This window comes from Blochmannia endosymbiont of Polyrhachis (Hedomyrma) turneri (assembly GCF_000973505.1).
In the GTDB taxonomy this organism is placed as follows: Bacteria; Pseudomonadota; Gammaproteobacteria; order Enterobacterales; family Enterobacteriaceae; genus Blochmanniella.
On sequence record NZ_CP010048.1, the window covers coordinates 98,038 to 113,943 of the forward strand.

The 15,906-nt window shown below is 28.4% G+C and carries 10 protein-coding genes and 1 pseudogene; 9 read left to right on the forward strand and 2 right to left on the reverse strand.

The features are described from left to right. Positions 1-162 precede the first annotated feature (162 nt). The 3 genes from cysQ (at position 163) to BTURN675_RS00410 (ending at position 6,769) form a co-directional block, all read left to right on the forward strand. Positions 163-918, forward strand: coding sequence for a 3'(2'),5'-bisphosphate nucleotidase CysQ (gene cysQ, locus BTURN675_RS00400; RefSeq protein ID WP_046289074.1), 756 nt, complete (start codon positions 163-165; stop codon positions 916-918). Between the two features lie 245 nt (positions 919-1,163). Then, positions 1,164-2,945 (forward strand): autotransporter assembly complex protein TamA, encoded by a 1,782-nt coding sequence (locus tag BTURN675_RS00405; RefSeq protein WP_046288629.1) that lies wholly within the window; start codon positions 1,164-1,166, stop codon positions 2,943-2,945. Continuing rightward, the gene (locus BTURN675_RS00410; protein WP_082086670.1) at positions 2,942-6,769 is read left to right on the forward strand and encodes a translocation/assembly module TamB domain-containing protein; all 3,828 of its coding nucleotides are present in this window, start codon (positions 2,942-2,944) and stop codon (positions 6,767-6,769) included. The genes BTURN675_RS00405 and BTURN675_RS00410 overlap by 4 nt, the downstream gene beginning before the upstream one ends. A gap of 66 nt (positions 6,770-6,835) precedes the next feature. On the opposite strand, the gene ppa is transcribed toward BTURN675_RS00410, so the two are convergent. Continuing rightward, on the reverse strand, positions 6,836-7,366 hold the full coding sequence (ppa, locus tag BTURN675_RS00415; RefSeq protein WP_046288631.1) for an inorganic diphosphatase: 531 nt from the start codon (positions 7,364-7,366) through the stop codon (positions 6,836-6,838). 567 nt (positions 7,367-7,933) lie between these two features. Continuing rightward, positions 7,934-8,902 (reverse strand): octaprenyl diphosphate synthase, encoded by a 969-nt coding sequence (ispB, locus tag BTURN675_RS00420; RefSeq protein ID WP_046288632.1) that lies wholly within the window; start codon positions 8,900-8,902, stop codon positions 7,934-7,936. 332 nt (positions 8,903-9,234) lie between these two features. Between ispB and rplU the strand changes: the two genes are divergently transcribed. From rplU to ftsH, 6 genes and pseudogenes are all read left to right on the forward strand, one after another. After that, positions 9,235-9,549, forward strand: coding sequence for a 50S ribosomal protein L21 (gene rplU / locus BTURN675_RS00425; RefSeq protein ID WP_046288633.1), 315 nt, complete (start codon positions 9,235-9,237; stop codon positions 9,547-9,549). A gap of 75 nt (positions 9,550-9,624) precedes the next feature. Further along, a complete protein-coding gene (gene rpmA, locus BTURN675_RS00430; protein WP_046288634.1) occupies positions 9,625-9,882 on the forward strand; it encodes a 50S ribosomal protein L27 in 258 nt (85 codons plus the stop codon). Positions 9,883-10,231: 349 nt separating this feature from the next. Then, positions 10,232-11,263, forward strand: coding sequence for an Obg family GTPase CgtA (gene cgtA / locus BTURN675_RS00435; protein ID WP_046289075.1), 1,032 nt, complete (start codon positions 10,232-10,234; stop codon positions 11,261-11,263). Positions 11,264-12,234: 971 nt separating this feature from the next. Beyond that, a complete protein-coding gene (gene greA / locus BTURN675_RS00440) occupies positions 12,235-12,711 on the forward strand; it encodes a transcription elongation factor GreA (RefSeq protein WP_046288635.1) in 477 nt (158 codons plus the stop codon). A gap of 512 nt (positions 12,712-13,223) precedes the next feature. Next, positions 13,224-13,862 carry a 23S rRNA (uridine(2552)-2'-O)-methyltransferase RlmE gene (gene rlmE, locus BTURN675_RS00445; RefSeq protein ID WP_046288636.1) on the forward strand — a complete coding sequence of 213 codons (639 nt, stop codon included), beginning with the start codon at positions 13,224-13,226 and terminating at the stop codon, positions 13,860-13,862. A 50-nt stretch (positions 13,863-13,912) separates the two neighbouring features. Further along, positions 13,913-15,727 (forward strand): annotated as a pseudogene (ftsH, locus tag BTURN675_RS00450) (ATP-dependent zinc metalloprotease FtsH); the annotation flags it as partial. Positions 15,728-15,906: the final 179 nt, after the last annotated feature.

Here is a 15,906-nt window from a genome sequence, read left to right on the forward strand (position 1 = left end):
AGTAGTTAATTTTTGTAATAAATGTTGTTAACAATAATGCATACATTGTTTGTGGTTTTTATTATTGTAGTTGGTGGTAATATATTAAATGTTAATTATTGTTGTTGTTTTGAAAATTTATTATGTTTATTGGATGTTGTGAGTATATTGCTGGAGTATTTAATGATTGAGTCCATTATTAATATTTGTTTACAGGCTGGAAGAAAAGTAATGCAGGTATATGATGGAGAAAAAGTCTTTCATTGCAATAAGAAAAAGGATGATACTCCAGTTACTTCTGCTGATTTATTTGCTAATGATATAATTATTGCTCGTTTGGAGAATTTAACGCCTGAAATTCCAATTTTATCTGAGGAGAATTGTTCTTTGTGGGTATATCATAAAGAGGTAGATTCTTTTTGGGTTGTGGATCCTTTGGATGGCACTAAGGAGTTTTTATCTCATAATTATGAGTTTACAGTAAATATTGCATTAATAGAGCATGGAAGACCTGTCATGGGAGTGATATATGCACCAGCGTTTGGTATTTTATATGCAGCTGTCAATGGTCAGGCGTGGAAGATGAATGTTAATACACAATACTGTGTTAAAATTTCGGCTCATCATTCATATCCTCCTGTTATAGTTATTAGTCGTTTTCACAACGATTTGAGACAATTGCAAAATTATTTAATGAAATTTATGCATTATAGAATAATCACTGTTGGGTCTTCTTTGAAGTTTTGTTTATTAGCGGAAGGTGTTGTGCAAGTATATCCCAGATTTTCTTTTATGCATATTTGGGATATAGCTGCTGGTCATGCTATAGCTGAAGCTGCTGGTGCTATTATTAATGATTGGAGTGGTGCTCCTTTGGTGTATTACGGCAAGGTGTGTTCGTCTTTTATGTATTCTGGATTTTGTGCGTCTGTAGTTTAATGTATTGTATTTTTAATTATTATATTAATAAATAGTATCATGGTATATGTGTGCATTTTAATGTTAAAGATGCATATGTTTTATTTTGTTATTAAGTATTTATGAGTGTAAAATTCACCTTTTTTCAATATAATATATTTTTTATTGTAGTATGTTTTGTTTCAAGAAGTATGTTATTTACATATGTAGTGTTCTAGAAGTCATCATTTGGGTATAATAAAGGTATTTAATGTGATTTATATAGCATGTTGATTTTAAAATTTGTAGTTATTCTTATCATATTTAAAATTTTAATAGTGTATGCAGATAATGTGCAGATTAAGTTAGAAGGCTTGAATGATGTATTAAGATCTCATATTGAATCAAAATTGTCTAGTATTAGAAGTAATGATATTGTGATTGATCAGTGTTTTCGTAATGTAATTAATAGTGTGGTTTATTCTGGATTACGTTCTTCGGGATATTATTCTTCAATTATAAATTTTTTTTTATATCCATCATCTTCAGATTCCAATAAGCAAGAAAATTATATACTTGTTGTACGTGTTAATCTGGGTGAACCTACAAAAGTTTCAAAAGTTGATGTCAATTCAAGCGGTGATATTTCTCATGATAGCGATTATCAAAAATTGTTAATAGAATCTCAATCGTATATAGGGCAGATATTAAATCATAACAAGTATGATAACTTTAAAAACAAATTATTGAATTTATCTTTGTCTAAGGGTTATTTTGATTTTAAATTTTACGATAGCAAGCTTATTGTGATACCTGCTTCTTATAAGTCTTTTTGGAGTATTAATTTTGATAGTGGTCAGCGTTATTATTTTGGAGATACTCATTTTTATGGTGGTGGATTAGTTAAAATAGAGTATTTAAAAAATTTGTTTTATGTGCGTTCTGGAATGCATTATGATAATCAATTGTTGATTGATTGCCATCGTCGTTTGTTTGCTACTAATTGGTTTCATTCAGTAGTTATTTCTCCAAATTATGTTAATAGTGTAAATCGAACTGTAAAAAGTATACCATTAGATGTATTTCTTGTCCCTGCAATTACCAATAATATTGAATTTGATTTTGGTTATTCTGGTGATATAGGTAGTCGATTAAAAATAGTTTGGAAAAATCCTTGCATTAATTCGTATGGACATAGTTTTAAAAATATATTTAGTTTTTCTCTGTTAGAACAGTATGTAGATTTAAATTATAAAATTCCTTTAGTTTGTTCTCCTTTGGAAAAATATTATTTATTAAAGGGTGTGATTAAACATGAAAATATTTGTGATACGCAATCTAGTTTTTTAGTTACTATGAATGTTTCTCGTTGTTGGGATTCCGTAATTGGTTGGAATCGGGGTATAAATGTAAATTGGTGTCTTAATTGTTGTAATGAATTAAAAAAATTGCAGTCGATGATGTTAATATATCCTGGAGTTAGTATTCATCGCATTCGTCAACGAGGTGGGATGATGCCCTTTTGGGGAGATAATCAGTGTTATTCGATGAATATATCTAGTGATTTATGGCATTCAGATGTTAATTTTTTCTTTTTACAATCCAGAAACATTTGGATTCGTACTTTATTAAATAATAATCGTGTGATTATACGTAATAATTTAGGTTGGATGAAATGTAATGATTTTCAATCTATTTTTTCATTTATTAGAGAGTTTATTTTTTTTAATAATTATTTAATTCGTGGTTATAAATATCAATTTTTATTTTTTAAGAATACATTATTAGATCAGTTATATGTGCCATCTAAATTTATGTTTGGTTCATTAGAGTATCAGTATAATGTGGTAGAGAGATGGTGGGGTGTATTTTTTGTTGATGCTGGAAATATTGTTAAAAATATTAATGGTGATTTTTGTTTTAGTTTTGGTACTGGAGTTGGTGTTCGTTGGCAGTCGTCGATTGGACCTGCTAGGTTAGATTTTGCTGTTCCTTTGTCATGTTTTAATAAGGCAGGCAGTGTATTGCAGTTATTGCATATTTATGTTGGTTTAGGGCCAGAACTATGAAATATTTAAAGAAAATCTTTTTGATTTTCTTGACAATAATATTTTTGTTATTTGTTTCTGTAGTATTTTTTTTTGCTACTGATCGTGGTGTCTGTCTCATGTTAAGGACATTTACAGATTTGGTACCTGGTTTAAGTATTGGTGACATTAATGGAAATTATTTTAGTGGTTTAACGTTAAAAAACATATGTTATCAAAAGGATGGAGTGTTGATAGAAGGTGCTGAGTTATATGTTTCTTTGGATTTGTGTCATTTATGGGATAAAAATGTTTATGTTAGTTCTGTATTTGTGAAGAATTTTTTTATTAGTGTTGATGTGCCTAAGTTTAATGCAGTATTATTTGAAGTGTATGAAAATAAAACAATTGGTTATATTTTCAGTTTGTATTCAGTAGTATGTCGTCATATTATATTAGATAATGTATGTGTTAAATTAAATGATATGGTTATTACATTGTACAAATGTGATACTGGTTTGATTTGGGACAAAAAGTCATTAATTTTAACATCTACTTTTTTTTCAGGATTAAAGTTGTTTAATTATTCTCATTTTATACGTTTTAGTTTGCCAAATATTAAAGAATGTTCTTTGAAAGATATTTTATGTTGTAAGTCTTTTATTTTTCCATGGTTTAGTGATTTATTTTCTGTGTCTTTTTTTAAAAAAAAAAATGTAAAAGAAACTTTATCATATAATTTAATTTTAGAAGGTGTAGAAGGAGAAAATTTGTTTTTTGTAGATCATGAAAATTTTTTGATTGAGAGATTTTGTTTAAAAGGAATGATTTCAAACGATTGTGTTCGATTGATTACATTAGATGTAATGACATTGAATGGAAAAATTCATATTTCTGGCAATATAAAATGTAATGAGGATCGTTTAATATATTTAGTGGTTGATTCTGTTTTTCGTTCTTCTTTGTTAATGAAAGAAGAAAAAATTAGTTTTACTATTTCTGGTCATATTGGTAGTACGTTATATGTTTATTCTGATTTTTTAGGTTATTTAAATGGTTATTTAATTTTAAAAATAGAATTAGATAAAATAGATCTTCCAGTCAATTTCATGTTAAATGTTGATAGCATGCATAGTTCATTATTTTATAATACTCATTTTTTAGTGCAAAACTTAAATTTATATTTTGATGGTAGTATTTATGATTATCGTATGAATTTAAAATTAATTGCATTTTCTTCAGATTTGTCATGTTATTTTAATATTTCTATGAGTGCTTATGGTGATTATAATAGTTTAGTGTTATCTAATTGCAATGTACAAGGTTTGGGTGGCATTATAGACATTACTGCTGCTGTTAAATGGAAAGATACGGTTGATTGGAATGTTAAGTTAATTTTAAAAAATATTAATTTTTCTCAATATAATTTTATTCGGCCAATAAGCGTTTGTGGTGAAATTAATATAGATGGAGGTATATCTAATGATATTTTAAAATTAAAATTATTGAATATTTCTTTATGTGGAAGCGTTGAAAATTATTATCCTTTTATTTTTCGGTGTTATTGTGTCAGAAATCGTTTGGAGGAGTGGAGTATTTTGCAATTTGTGTTATCTATCGGATCTAATATATTAAAACTTGATGGTGATTTTAATGATCATTCTTCTGTTGTTGGTATTATTAAATTCCCATCTATTCATGATATATTTCCCAATTTAAATGGCAGTATATTTGGTACTATAACTTATTTCAAATTTCCTACATATTCTAAATATTTAATAAATATTGTTAGCGAATCGTTTCAATGGAAAGATAAACATTTAAATGTTAATCATATTGCTATTAAGAGCAATTTATTATATCGAGATGTTTTGGAAGGTAGTTTTGAATGTCAATTAGATGATGTTATATATTATACCTTTTCTATTTCTAAGTTTCATTGTCAGTTTGTTGGTAGTATAGAACGACATAATATAGAAATATTTTTATATAGTGATTTATTTAATATTGCCTTCAATATTAATGGATCTGTCAATTGTGTTCACAATAACTGGATTGGTAATATTTTAAAAATCAGTATTGTAAAGAATGTGTTTTTTTGTCAGTTGGATAAAAGATTATCGATATTTTGTCGTAATTTACCAAATCAATTGATAATTTTTTCAGATGATTTATGTAGATCTACATTTCAAGTTAATTTTTGTGGTGATTTAGGAAAGGTAGGAATTCAAAAATTTATACAACGTGTGCAGAATGTTCATTTAGTAATCAAACACTCATGTTTTGTAGAGTCTTTGAGTATTAATGGTCAATTATCATTTTTATTGGATTTAATGTGGGATAGAAATAGTTTTGTTCCTTACGGGACGATATGTTTATTAGGAGATCGATTGGAATGGACTAATATGTTTTTCCAGAAGAAATCTATTGTTGCATATGAAAAATTTGTTTTCAATATTGTTTTAAATCAAGAGTGGTTGTTGTGTGATTGGGTGATTAAAACTTATCGTCATGGTCAATGTGATGGGAAATTTAAAATATTTTTATATGATCAATATCCAGTGTTTGGAAATTTGCGTGTTGATAATATGTCATTATTGTTTTCAAATATGTTTTTAGAACCTGCTGATATTATAAATGGTACCTTGAATGTGTGTTTGCGATTTTCTGGTAGTCTTTTGTATCCAGAAGTTTATGGGAATGTTGAGTTAAGGAATTTAATAGTGAAAGGTTCTCATGTTCCGTTTGTTATGACTTCTTCCAATGTTTCGTTAAGTTTTACTAGGTCTCGCGCGGTATTAAATGGAGCGATCAGGACAACTCGGGGAATATTATATTTGACTGGTAATATGCATTGGAATAGTTTTCGATCTTTTTATACACATATTCGTATTGTTGGTAATAATGTTCAAATAGTATTATCACCAGTTGTTAAAGTAGATATTTCTCCTGTTATTATTTTTGAAATGACTCCATTAGAATGTATTATTAAAGGGACATTAAATATTCCGTATGGTTATATTGAGTTAGAGGGAGATAATTTAAAAACTGAGGTGGTTGATGTTTCTTCGGATGAATATGTTATTGCCAATAGTGTTAATTATGATTCATATTATATTCAAAAAAGTGAAAATATTTTTTTCAAAAAAATTATTGTTCATGTAATATTGCATTTTGGTGATAATGTTAAAATTAGTTCATTTGGCTTACATGCTAATCTTCGGGGTAATTTAGAAGTTATTCAAGATCAAAACGGATTAGGATTAAAAGGTTATATTAGTATTTTTCAAGGACATTTTAATATTTACGGGCGAAGTTTATTTATAAAAAAGGGTCAATTGTTATTTTCTGGATTAATTGATAATCAGCCTTATTTAAATATTGAAGCAATATGTAATTCTGAATTAATCAAGAATAATAGTTTTGTTGGTAGTATACGAATTACTGGTTGTATTCCCGCTCCAGAGCTGCAATTTTTTTCTAATCATATGATGTCCCAAGAAGCTGTGATATCTTATTTATTACATAGTCAACGAATAGATATTGTAAATATGAATAGTCATAGTATGTTTAGATCTGTTTTAATAAGGTTTGGTCTTTTTCATGTCGAAAAATTTGTAAAGCAAATTGGCAGTATATTAAAAGTGAATAATTTAGTTCTTGATACTTATGGGTTTGGTTCTGAGTCGAAAATAGTACTTAGTGGACGAATTGCTCCTGGTTTACAAGTAAAATATAGTATTGGTGTGTTTGATTCGTTAGCTACAATATCTGCCCGTTATTGTGTATTACCTGATTTATATTTAGAAGTTGTATCTGGGAGTTTAAATCAGACATGTAGTGTCGTATATCAGTTTAAGTATTAAATAAATGAATAAATGTAAATATTATTCGGTAATTAATTTATGGTTTTTTGTTTTTTTTGATTTATTTTATTTTAATAATGCTCTTTGTACGGCAGTACAAATTTCATTTTGAGAAGCTTTGGCGTTTTCCCAACCCTCTATTGTTGACCATTTTTTAGCGTCTAACTTTTTGTAATATTTAAAAAAATGTATAATTTGGTTTTTTAATATAGGTGGAATATCGTTAATATCTTTAGTGTTTTGATAAACTTCTGTTAATGTTTGGTGTGGTACTGCTATTATTTTGTTATCTTCACCCATTTCATCAGTCATGTTTAACATTCCTACTGGTCGACAGCGTATTACTGATCCTGCTTGTATGGGATATGGTGTGATAACCAGAGCATCGATAGGATCGCCATCTGATGATAGTGTTTTATTAATAAAACCATAATTGCATGGATAAAACATGGTGGAATACATAATCCGATCGACAAATATTACGCCAGTTTGTTTATTTATTTCGTATTTTATTGGTTTGCTAAAAGCTGATATTTCAATAATTACATAAATATCATTTGGTATATTTTCCCCTGCGGGTATTTTGTTTAAATTCATAAATCAGCCTTATATGGATTTTATTTTTAGCAGCAAGTAATTTTTTTGTATCTATAGTTACTGATTAACATAGAATATCATGATGGAGGTGATATAAATAAAAAAATTAATAATTAAATTATAACATAATGTTTTATTTTTAGTCGAATATTTTATATATTTAATTGATATAATGTCTATTTTTATTTTGTATTTAAGTATGTCTGATGTGTTGTTGCATAGTATTAATAAGATATTAAGATATTTTGTTAAGAATTTTTTTTAGAAATAGTAATGAACATGTGTGTAAGAATTAATTTATATTTTTTATAAAATTTTTATTAATATGCAAATTTTTATGAACAAGTTATAAATATTTGCATGAAAAACAGGAATGTCATGAAGTAAATTGTTAAAATTTCTCTAATTGACGATCATAAAATCGTAAATGTTTGTCTTTACTATGTATCATGTTTTGTATATAATTACAATGTAACGTCGGTAGTTATTGTTAATTTAAATATTTTATTATCCTTGAGTTAATATGTATATTGTTTTGTGTATTTAGTATTTAGTGGATTAAAAATTTCAAAAATCACGATGTATAATTATATATGCTAAGTGTTTTAATGCATTTAAGTGTGGTGATGGCGTTAAGCATTCTAGTGCTGTTATCGCTTTTTTTGCTTGCATGTTGGCATATTGTCTTGTATATTCTAATGAATTATATTGGTGCATAGTATTAAGAATGATTTCAAGTAGTTTATTGTTGCCTTGTTGAATAGCTTTTTGAATAATTGATACTTGTTTTTTTGTTCCATATTGCATGGAATGTAATAGTGGGAAAGTAGCTTTACCTTCGTTAAGGTCATTTCCTATGTTTTGTTTTAGTTTTTTATTGTTTGTATTATAATCAAGCATATCATCAATAAGTTGAAACGCAAATCCTAAATATCGACCATAATTTCGTAATGCCAATTCTTGATTGCGGGTTGCATTTATTAAAATTGCGGAAGATTGTGCAGATGCTTCAAATAAGCAAGCGGTTTTTTTATAAATAATTTCCATATATGTTTTGATTGTAGTGTTTGGATTGTTACGTTGTGTTAATTGTAAAATTTCTCCTTCTGCAATAGTGTGCACTGTTTTAGATATTAGTTGTAGTATTCGTGGAAATTTGATTGTCACCAAGATTTTAAGTACTTTAGTATAGATAAAATCGCCAACTAGAACACTTGCAGAATTTCCAAAGATTGTGTTAGCTGTTTTTTTACCTCTTCTGATATTTGATTTATCTATTACATCGTCGTGTAGTAGTGTAGCGATATGGATAAGTTCCATGAGTGCTGCAATCGTAATATGTTGTTTTTTTTTGTATTTAAGTGCTTGAGCTGTTAAAATAACAATCATTGGTCGCAATTGTTTACCACCATTGTTGGTAATATGATAAGTCAATTTACTAATTAAAGGAATTTTAGAATTTAATTGATTATTGATTATTTTGTTAACAGATCTCATATCTTGTGCAGTTAAATTTGCAATTTTTTTAAAATTCATTACGGTTCATATGTGTTATGTATGTTGTTATGTATTTTATTTTATGATAGTTTTTTTTGAGATTATTATATTATTTTAAGAGTATTGTTAAAATATTTTATTGGAAAAATATATGGTGTTTTTGTATTTTATATTTTGAATCATTAAAAATTTCAATAAGTTATTTTGAGTATTTAGTTTATTTTTTTGTATGTATGTAACACATAGGATAATGATGTTTAAAATTTATTTATGTTAATATAATCGTGTTGATTTAGTGTAGGTAATATATTATTACTAATTTAGTAGTGTAGTAGTGATAATTATAAATTTCAAAGGTGAGATATTTTATTATGTACGCAATATTTCAAAATGGTGGAAAGCAATATCGGGTTAGTATAGGAACAGTTGTTCGATTGGAAAAAATAGATCTTCCGGTTGGGGAAATGTTTAAATGTAATCAAGTAATGATGATTGCTCATACAGGTGGTGTTCAATTTGGTAGACCTTTTCTTATGTCATGTAATATTCTTGGGGAGGTTGTGAGGCATGGTCGTTTTTCGAAAATTATGATTATTAAGTTTCGGCGTCGCAAACATTTTCGAAAATTTCAGGGACATCGACAATTTTTCACTGATGTAAAAATTAATACTATTAGTGTTACATGATTTTTTATTTTAAAAAATGATGTTAAATATTATTTTGAATTTTTTAAATGTATAATTAATTATGGGGTGTTTTGTATGGCACAGAAAAAAGCTGGTGGATCTACTCGTAATGGACGAGATTCAAAAAGTAAGCGGTTAGGTGTTAAATGTTTTGGGGGGGCGTTTGTTACAGCGGGTAGTATTATTATTCGTCAGAGGGGTAATAAATTTTATGCTGGTAAAAATACAGGTTGTGGTAGAGATCATACTATTTTTGCTTTGCGGGATGGAAGAGTGCAATTTGTGAGAAGTAAAGTAATGCGCCGAAAATTAGTTAATATTATTAATTATTAATTGATTAATGTAGACGCAAATTGTCGATGGGGTGTTTTTTAAAATTTTTTTGTTTTATGTGTTTATATTTTTTTATACTGTCAAACAAGTATTATGGATTATAAATCGATCTAGTGAAATAGCATGATGAATAATATGTATTAGTATTAATTATTAATGATGTGCATCATTATTCTTGTTTAGTATATCAAATTATATCATTATGGATATTTTAGTTTTTGTTGTTGTGTTGTGTTTATTTTAGTGGATATTAAATGTTATTTTATTTAAATTTACAGTTTATGTTATGTAGGTTTATGTTATATATATGTAATTGTGTTAATTAGAGATATTTTTTTAGAAGTTGTATATGAGATTTATTGACACCGCTGATATTGTTGTGAGATCTGGTAATGCTGGAAGTACTGTTGTGCATTTTAAAAAACAGAAAAGAGGTGGTTGTCGATATTTTGTCAATTATGGGGGAAATGGAGGAAATGTTTGGTTAATCACTGATAGAAATTTGAATACGTTAGAGTATTTTTCGTTTAAAAGGAGTTTTTTTGCTGAACATGGTCAAAATGGTCGAAGTCGTGGTTGTCGAGGGAGGTCTGGGAGAGATGTTTTTATTCGTGTTCCGATAGGGACACGGGTGTATGATCGAAGTTCTAATGAATTAATTGCTGATTTAGTGTTTGATAGTGATGAGTTAATGATAGTTAAAGGGGGTGTGTGTTCGTCTTTAGGGTGTGGGAAATTTCGTAATAGAAAAAAGTATAGTACGTATCAAGAATTAGTAGATTTTTTAGGTGTTTCTTCTAAAAGTCATGAATGTTCTGGAAATCAGCGTGATATTAGGTTGGAATTATTATTGTTGGCAGATGTAGGAATGTTAGGGTTGCCTAATTCTGGGAAGTCTACTTTTGTTCGTGCTGTATCTGCTGCTAAACCTAAAGTAGCGAATTATCCTTTTACTACTTTATTTCCATGTTTAGGGGTGGTATATGTTAATGGCGATCGTTTTGTGATAGCGGATATTCCTGGTTTAATTCAGGGGGCTAGTGTTGGTTTAGGACTTGGAATATCTTTTTTGAAACATTTGCAACGTTGTCGTATGTTGTTACATATTATTGATATTGTTCCTATTGAATATTCTGTAATTTTAGATAATGTTAGAATTATTATGAGTGAATTAAAGTCTTATAGTAGAGAATTGGCTTGTAAACCGATCTGGTTAATTTTTAATAAAATTGATTTATTAAGTATTAATGAATTGAACGATAAAGTTAGATGTATTCTACATGCTTTAGATTGGAAGAATAAATATTATTTGATTTCTTCAAAAAATCAATTTGGTCTTAAAGAGTTATGTTTAGATTTAATTAAATTTATTAATGATTGATGAATATATTAAAGAAGTTGGATTATTAAATTAAATTATGTATTAGTCTTCTGTAAGATAGCATGTTTTTATTAAGTATTTTAATTGATATCGTGATGTGTAAATTGTATTAATTTACATTAAAGTATAAAAGTATAGTTGACCATGTATTGTGTGTGTTGTTTTGTAGTAATTGTAGGTGTGTTTTTGTATTTGGTTGTTTATAAAATATGTGTAGGTATTATTTGGTTATTTTTATAGAGATAAGTGATTAGAATGTGTTTTAAATTATTTATAATTATTTTATTAACGTTGAGTTAATTTACTTTAATTTATTTGTTTATTCGTATTGTATATTGTCATACTTAATTAAAGAATTAAAGATATATTTTTTATTAAGTATTTTTAGTGTATTAGTATATTACATAGTGATGTTTTTTTAGATATGTGTAAATGGCTGACATGTTTATATGAATAATTTTAGCATCAGTGATGATATAATTTTTATTATTGTTTAAGTTTGATTTTTGTTGTTTATGCTATGTGATATATATTTTGAATAAAATTAGATAAATTTCATAAGTATGTGTGAATTAATTTATATTAAATTATTTTTCTATTTATGTTATTTTTGGTTTATGTTTTGTAGAGTATTTAATGTGTAAAACCATGAAATGTTTTAGATTATTTTTTATTTGAAGGATTAATTTGTGGTTAATTGTTTTACATCTTTGTATGTGCATGTATATTGATTATATTGCATGACTTTTAAACAGTTATTATTGTAATTTTTTTAGTAAGTATAAGACCCATATTATTAAATCTTTATAGATTGGGATTACATGTTTTTAATATAAAAATAGTTCTCGTTGTTTTAATGTCAATTGATTTTTAACTTTTTTTATTATTGATAATTGGGTATTTTTGCATGGGTTGATAGTATTGTGAGTATTTTGTTTTTTTAGGTGCAGTAATTTATATGGAGGTTAATTATGAAAAAGACTCCGATGACTTTACGTGGTGCTGAACAGTTAAGAAAGGAATTATATTTTTTGAAAAATGTACGAAGGCCTTTAATTATTAAAGATATTTCTGAAGCTCGTGAACATGGTGATTTAAAAGAGAATGCTGAGTATTATGCAGCTCGTGAACAACAAAGTTTTTGTGAAGGCCGCATTCAAGAAATAGAAGAAAAACTTTTTCATGCGCATATTATTGATATTAGTAAATTATCTCCAAGTACCAGAGTGGTGTTTGGGGCAACTGTCAGCATTGAAAATTTAAATACGGAAGATCGGAAGACATATCGTATTGTGGGTGATGATGAAGCGAATTTTAGAGAGAATATGATTTCTATTAATTCGCCAATTGCCCGAGGGTTAGTTGGTAAAGAAGAGGGTGATATTGTTATGATAAATACACCTGGAGGAAATGTGGGATATGAAATACTTAAGGTGGAGTATTTATAGGAATTTGTTATTAAGATCGTTTATATGATTAGTAGAAAGTTATATAATATTTAATAAATATGGGTAACATAATTTATTGATGTTTGTCGTGGATGAATTTTTTATACTTAGAATATTTAAAATAATGTTTTTGTGTATTATATAATGTTTGGAATTTTGTATTCAGTATGTAAAAATTGACAAAATATTTTATACACATGATGTATCTCGATGTTAAAATGCAACCAATTATGAGTATATTTAGATTTTGATTTATTTTTTATGAATAAATTGTATTGAGTTCAATGTTCATTGCAGCTGAAATATATTTTAATGCTTATTTTTTTGGTATAATTTAGAATAATTTGTTATTGGTTTAGTTATAATATTTTTTATTGAATAAATAAATTAATTATTTATATCATGTTGTAATTATACTTTTGAGTAATATGTTAAAATTGGAATTTTATTATATTATATATTTTTTGTAGTTTATTTTATAAGTGTGATTTTTGTATAATTTTTAAAAATGGATGAAAAAATTTAAACGTTTTTCACATATTAGGCATAGTAAGTGGTTACAAGAACATTGTAATGATCAATATGTTAAACGAGCAAAACAGATTCAGGTGCGGTCTCGTGCGTGGTTTAAGCTTTGTGAAATAGATCGTATTGATTCTTTGTTTTATCCTGTGATGAGTGTGGTAGATCTCGGGGCAGCTCCTGGTGGTTGGTCACAATATGTAAGAAGAAAATTAGGTCAACATGGACGTATTATAGCTTGTGATATTTTACCCATGGATAGAATTAGTGGTGTTTATTTTTTAAAAGGGGATATTTGTGATTCGAATATGTTATATATGTTAATTAATTTAGTAAATAACGAAAAAGTAAATATTGTCTTATCTGATATGTCTCCAAATCTTAGCGGCATAGCTAATATTGATGTATCTAAATCAATAGATTTAGGAGAGGCGGCTTTGCGAGTGTGTAAGTGTATTTTGATATTTGGCGGTAGTTTTTTAGTAAAAATTTTTCAAGGAGAAGGTTTTGATGAATATTTAGGGAATGTGTGTTCTTTATTTCATACAGTTAAAATTCGTAAACCTGATGCTTCTAATATACGTTCTCGTGAGGTATATATTGTTGCAAAAGGATATAATAAATTATAATTCCCGCCCGTATATGCTAATTATTTTATGAGGTGAATCTTTTGAGCGACATGGCGAAGAATTTAGTTCTTTGGTTGGTTATTGCAGTGGTATTAATGTCATTATTTCAAAATTTTGGGCCAAGCGATTCAAATAGTCGTAAGGTTGATTATTCAACATTTGTATTTGAATTAAGTCAAGATCAAATCAAAGAGGCACGTATTAATGGTCGTGAGATTAATGTAGTTAAAAAAGATAGTACGCGATATATTACATATATTCCTGTTAATGATCCTAAATTGTTAGATATGCTTTTGAGTAAGAAGGTTAAGATAGTTGGTGAACCTACAGAAGAACCGAGTTTATTAGCATCTATTTTTATTTCTTGGTTTCCGATGTTGTTATTGATTGGTGTATGGATTTTTTTTATGCGTCAAATGCAAGGTGGTGGTAAAGGAGCTATGTCGTTTGGTAAAAGTAAAGCACGTATGTTAACAGAGAATCAAATTAAAACTACTTTTGCTGATGTTGCTGGTTGTGATGAGGCTAAGGAGGAAGTTAGTGAATTAGTAGATTATTTGCGAGAACCTAGTCGTTTTCAGAAATTAGGTGGAAAAATCCCGAAAGGTGTTTTGATGGTAGGACCTCCTGGTACTGGTAAAACTCTTTTGGCTAAGGCTATTGCAGGTGAAGCTAAAGTGCCATTTTTTACTATTTCTGGTTCTGATTTTGTAGAAATGTTTGTGGGGGTAGGAGCTTCGCGAGTTAGAGATATGTTTGAACAGGGCAAGAAGTCCGCACCATGTATTATTTTTATAGATGAAATTGATGCAGTTGGTCGGCAACGAGGTGCTGGTTTAGGAGGTGGGCATGATGAACGAGAGCAAACATTAAATCAAATGTTGGTAGAGATGGATGGTTTTGAGGGTAATGAAGGTGTTATTGTAATAGCTGCTACTAATCGTCCAGATGTATTAGATCCAGCTCTTTTACGTCCTGGTCGTTTTGATCGTCAGGTAATAGTTGGTTTGCCTGATATACGTGGTCGTGAGCAAATATTAAAGGTGCATATACGTCATGTACCCTTGTCATCAGATGTGGATGTATTAGTTATTGCTCGGGGTACTCCTGGATTTTCTGGTGCAGATTTAGCGAATCTTGTAAATGAATCTGCATTGTTTGCTGCACGTGATAACAAAAATGTGGTTTCTATGATAGAGTTTGAGAAGGCTAAGGATAAAATCATGATGGGTGCCGAACGGCGTTCTATGGTTATGACTGAGTTGCAACGTGAATCGACCGCATATCATGAATCTGGTCATGCAATTATTGGTCGATTATTACCTGAGCATGATCCAGTTCATAAGGTGACTATTATTCCTCGTGGTCGTGCTTTGGGAGTGACATTTTTTTTACCTAAAGCAGATGTAATTAGTGCTAGTCGACAAAAATTAGAGAGTCAAATTTCTACATTATATGGTGGTCGTCTTGCAGAGGAAATTATTTATGGGGTTGATAAAGTGTCAACCGGTGCTTCTAATGATATTAAAATTGCTACTTCTATTGCTCGCAATATGGTAACCCAGTGGGGTTTTTCTGATAAGCTTGGTCCATTATTGTATTCCGAGGAAGACGAAGAAGTTTTTTTAGGTCGTTCCGTACTTAAAGCAAAGCATATGTCTGATGAGACGGCACGTATTATAGATCAAGAGATAAAATCTTTAATTGAACGTAATTATAATCGTGCACGTGATTTACTTTTAGAAAATATAGATATATTACATGCTATGAAGGATGCATTAATGAAATATGAAACTATTGATTCGAATCAAATTGAAGATTTAATGAGTAGAAAGTTAATACGACATCCAGATGATTGGTATGATGAGGAAGAGATTGGTTCTGTTAAAAAAACTGTATTTCCTCATAATGATCATGAGGGCGTAGTTGATACTTCTTCTAGAAGAAGTGATTCGGATTTAATTAATAATTAATCGTTATATATTTTTGAGCTATTATGGCGGGATTGTATTTATTGTTTTTTAATTATAATGTGGAGAGCAAC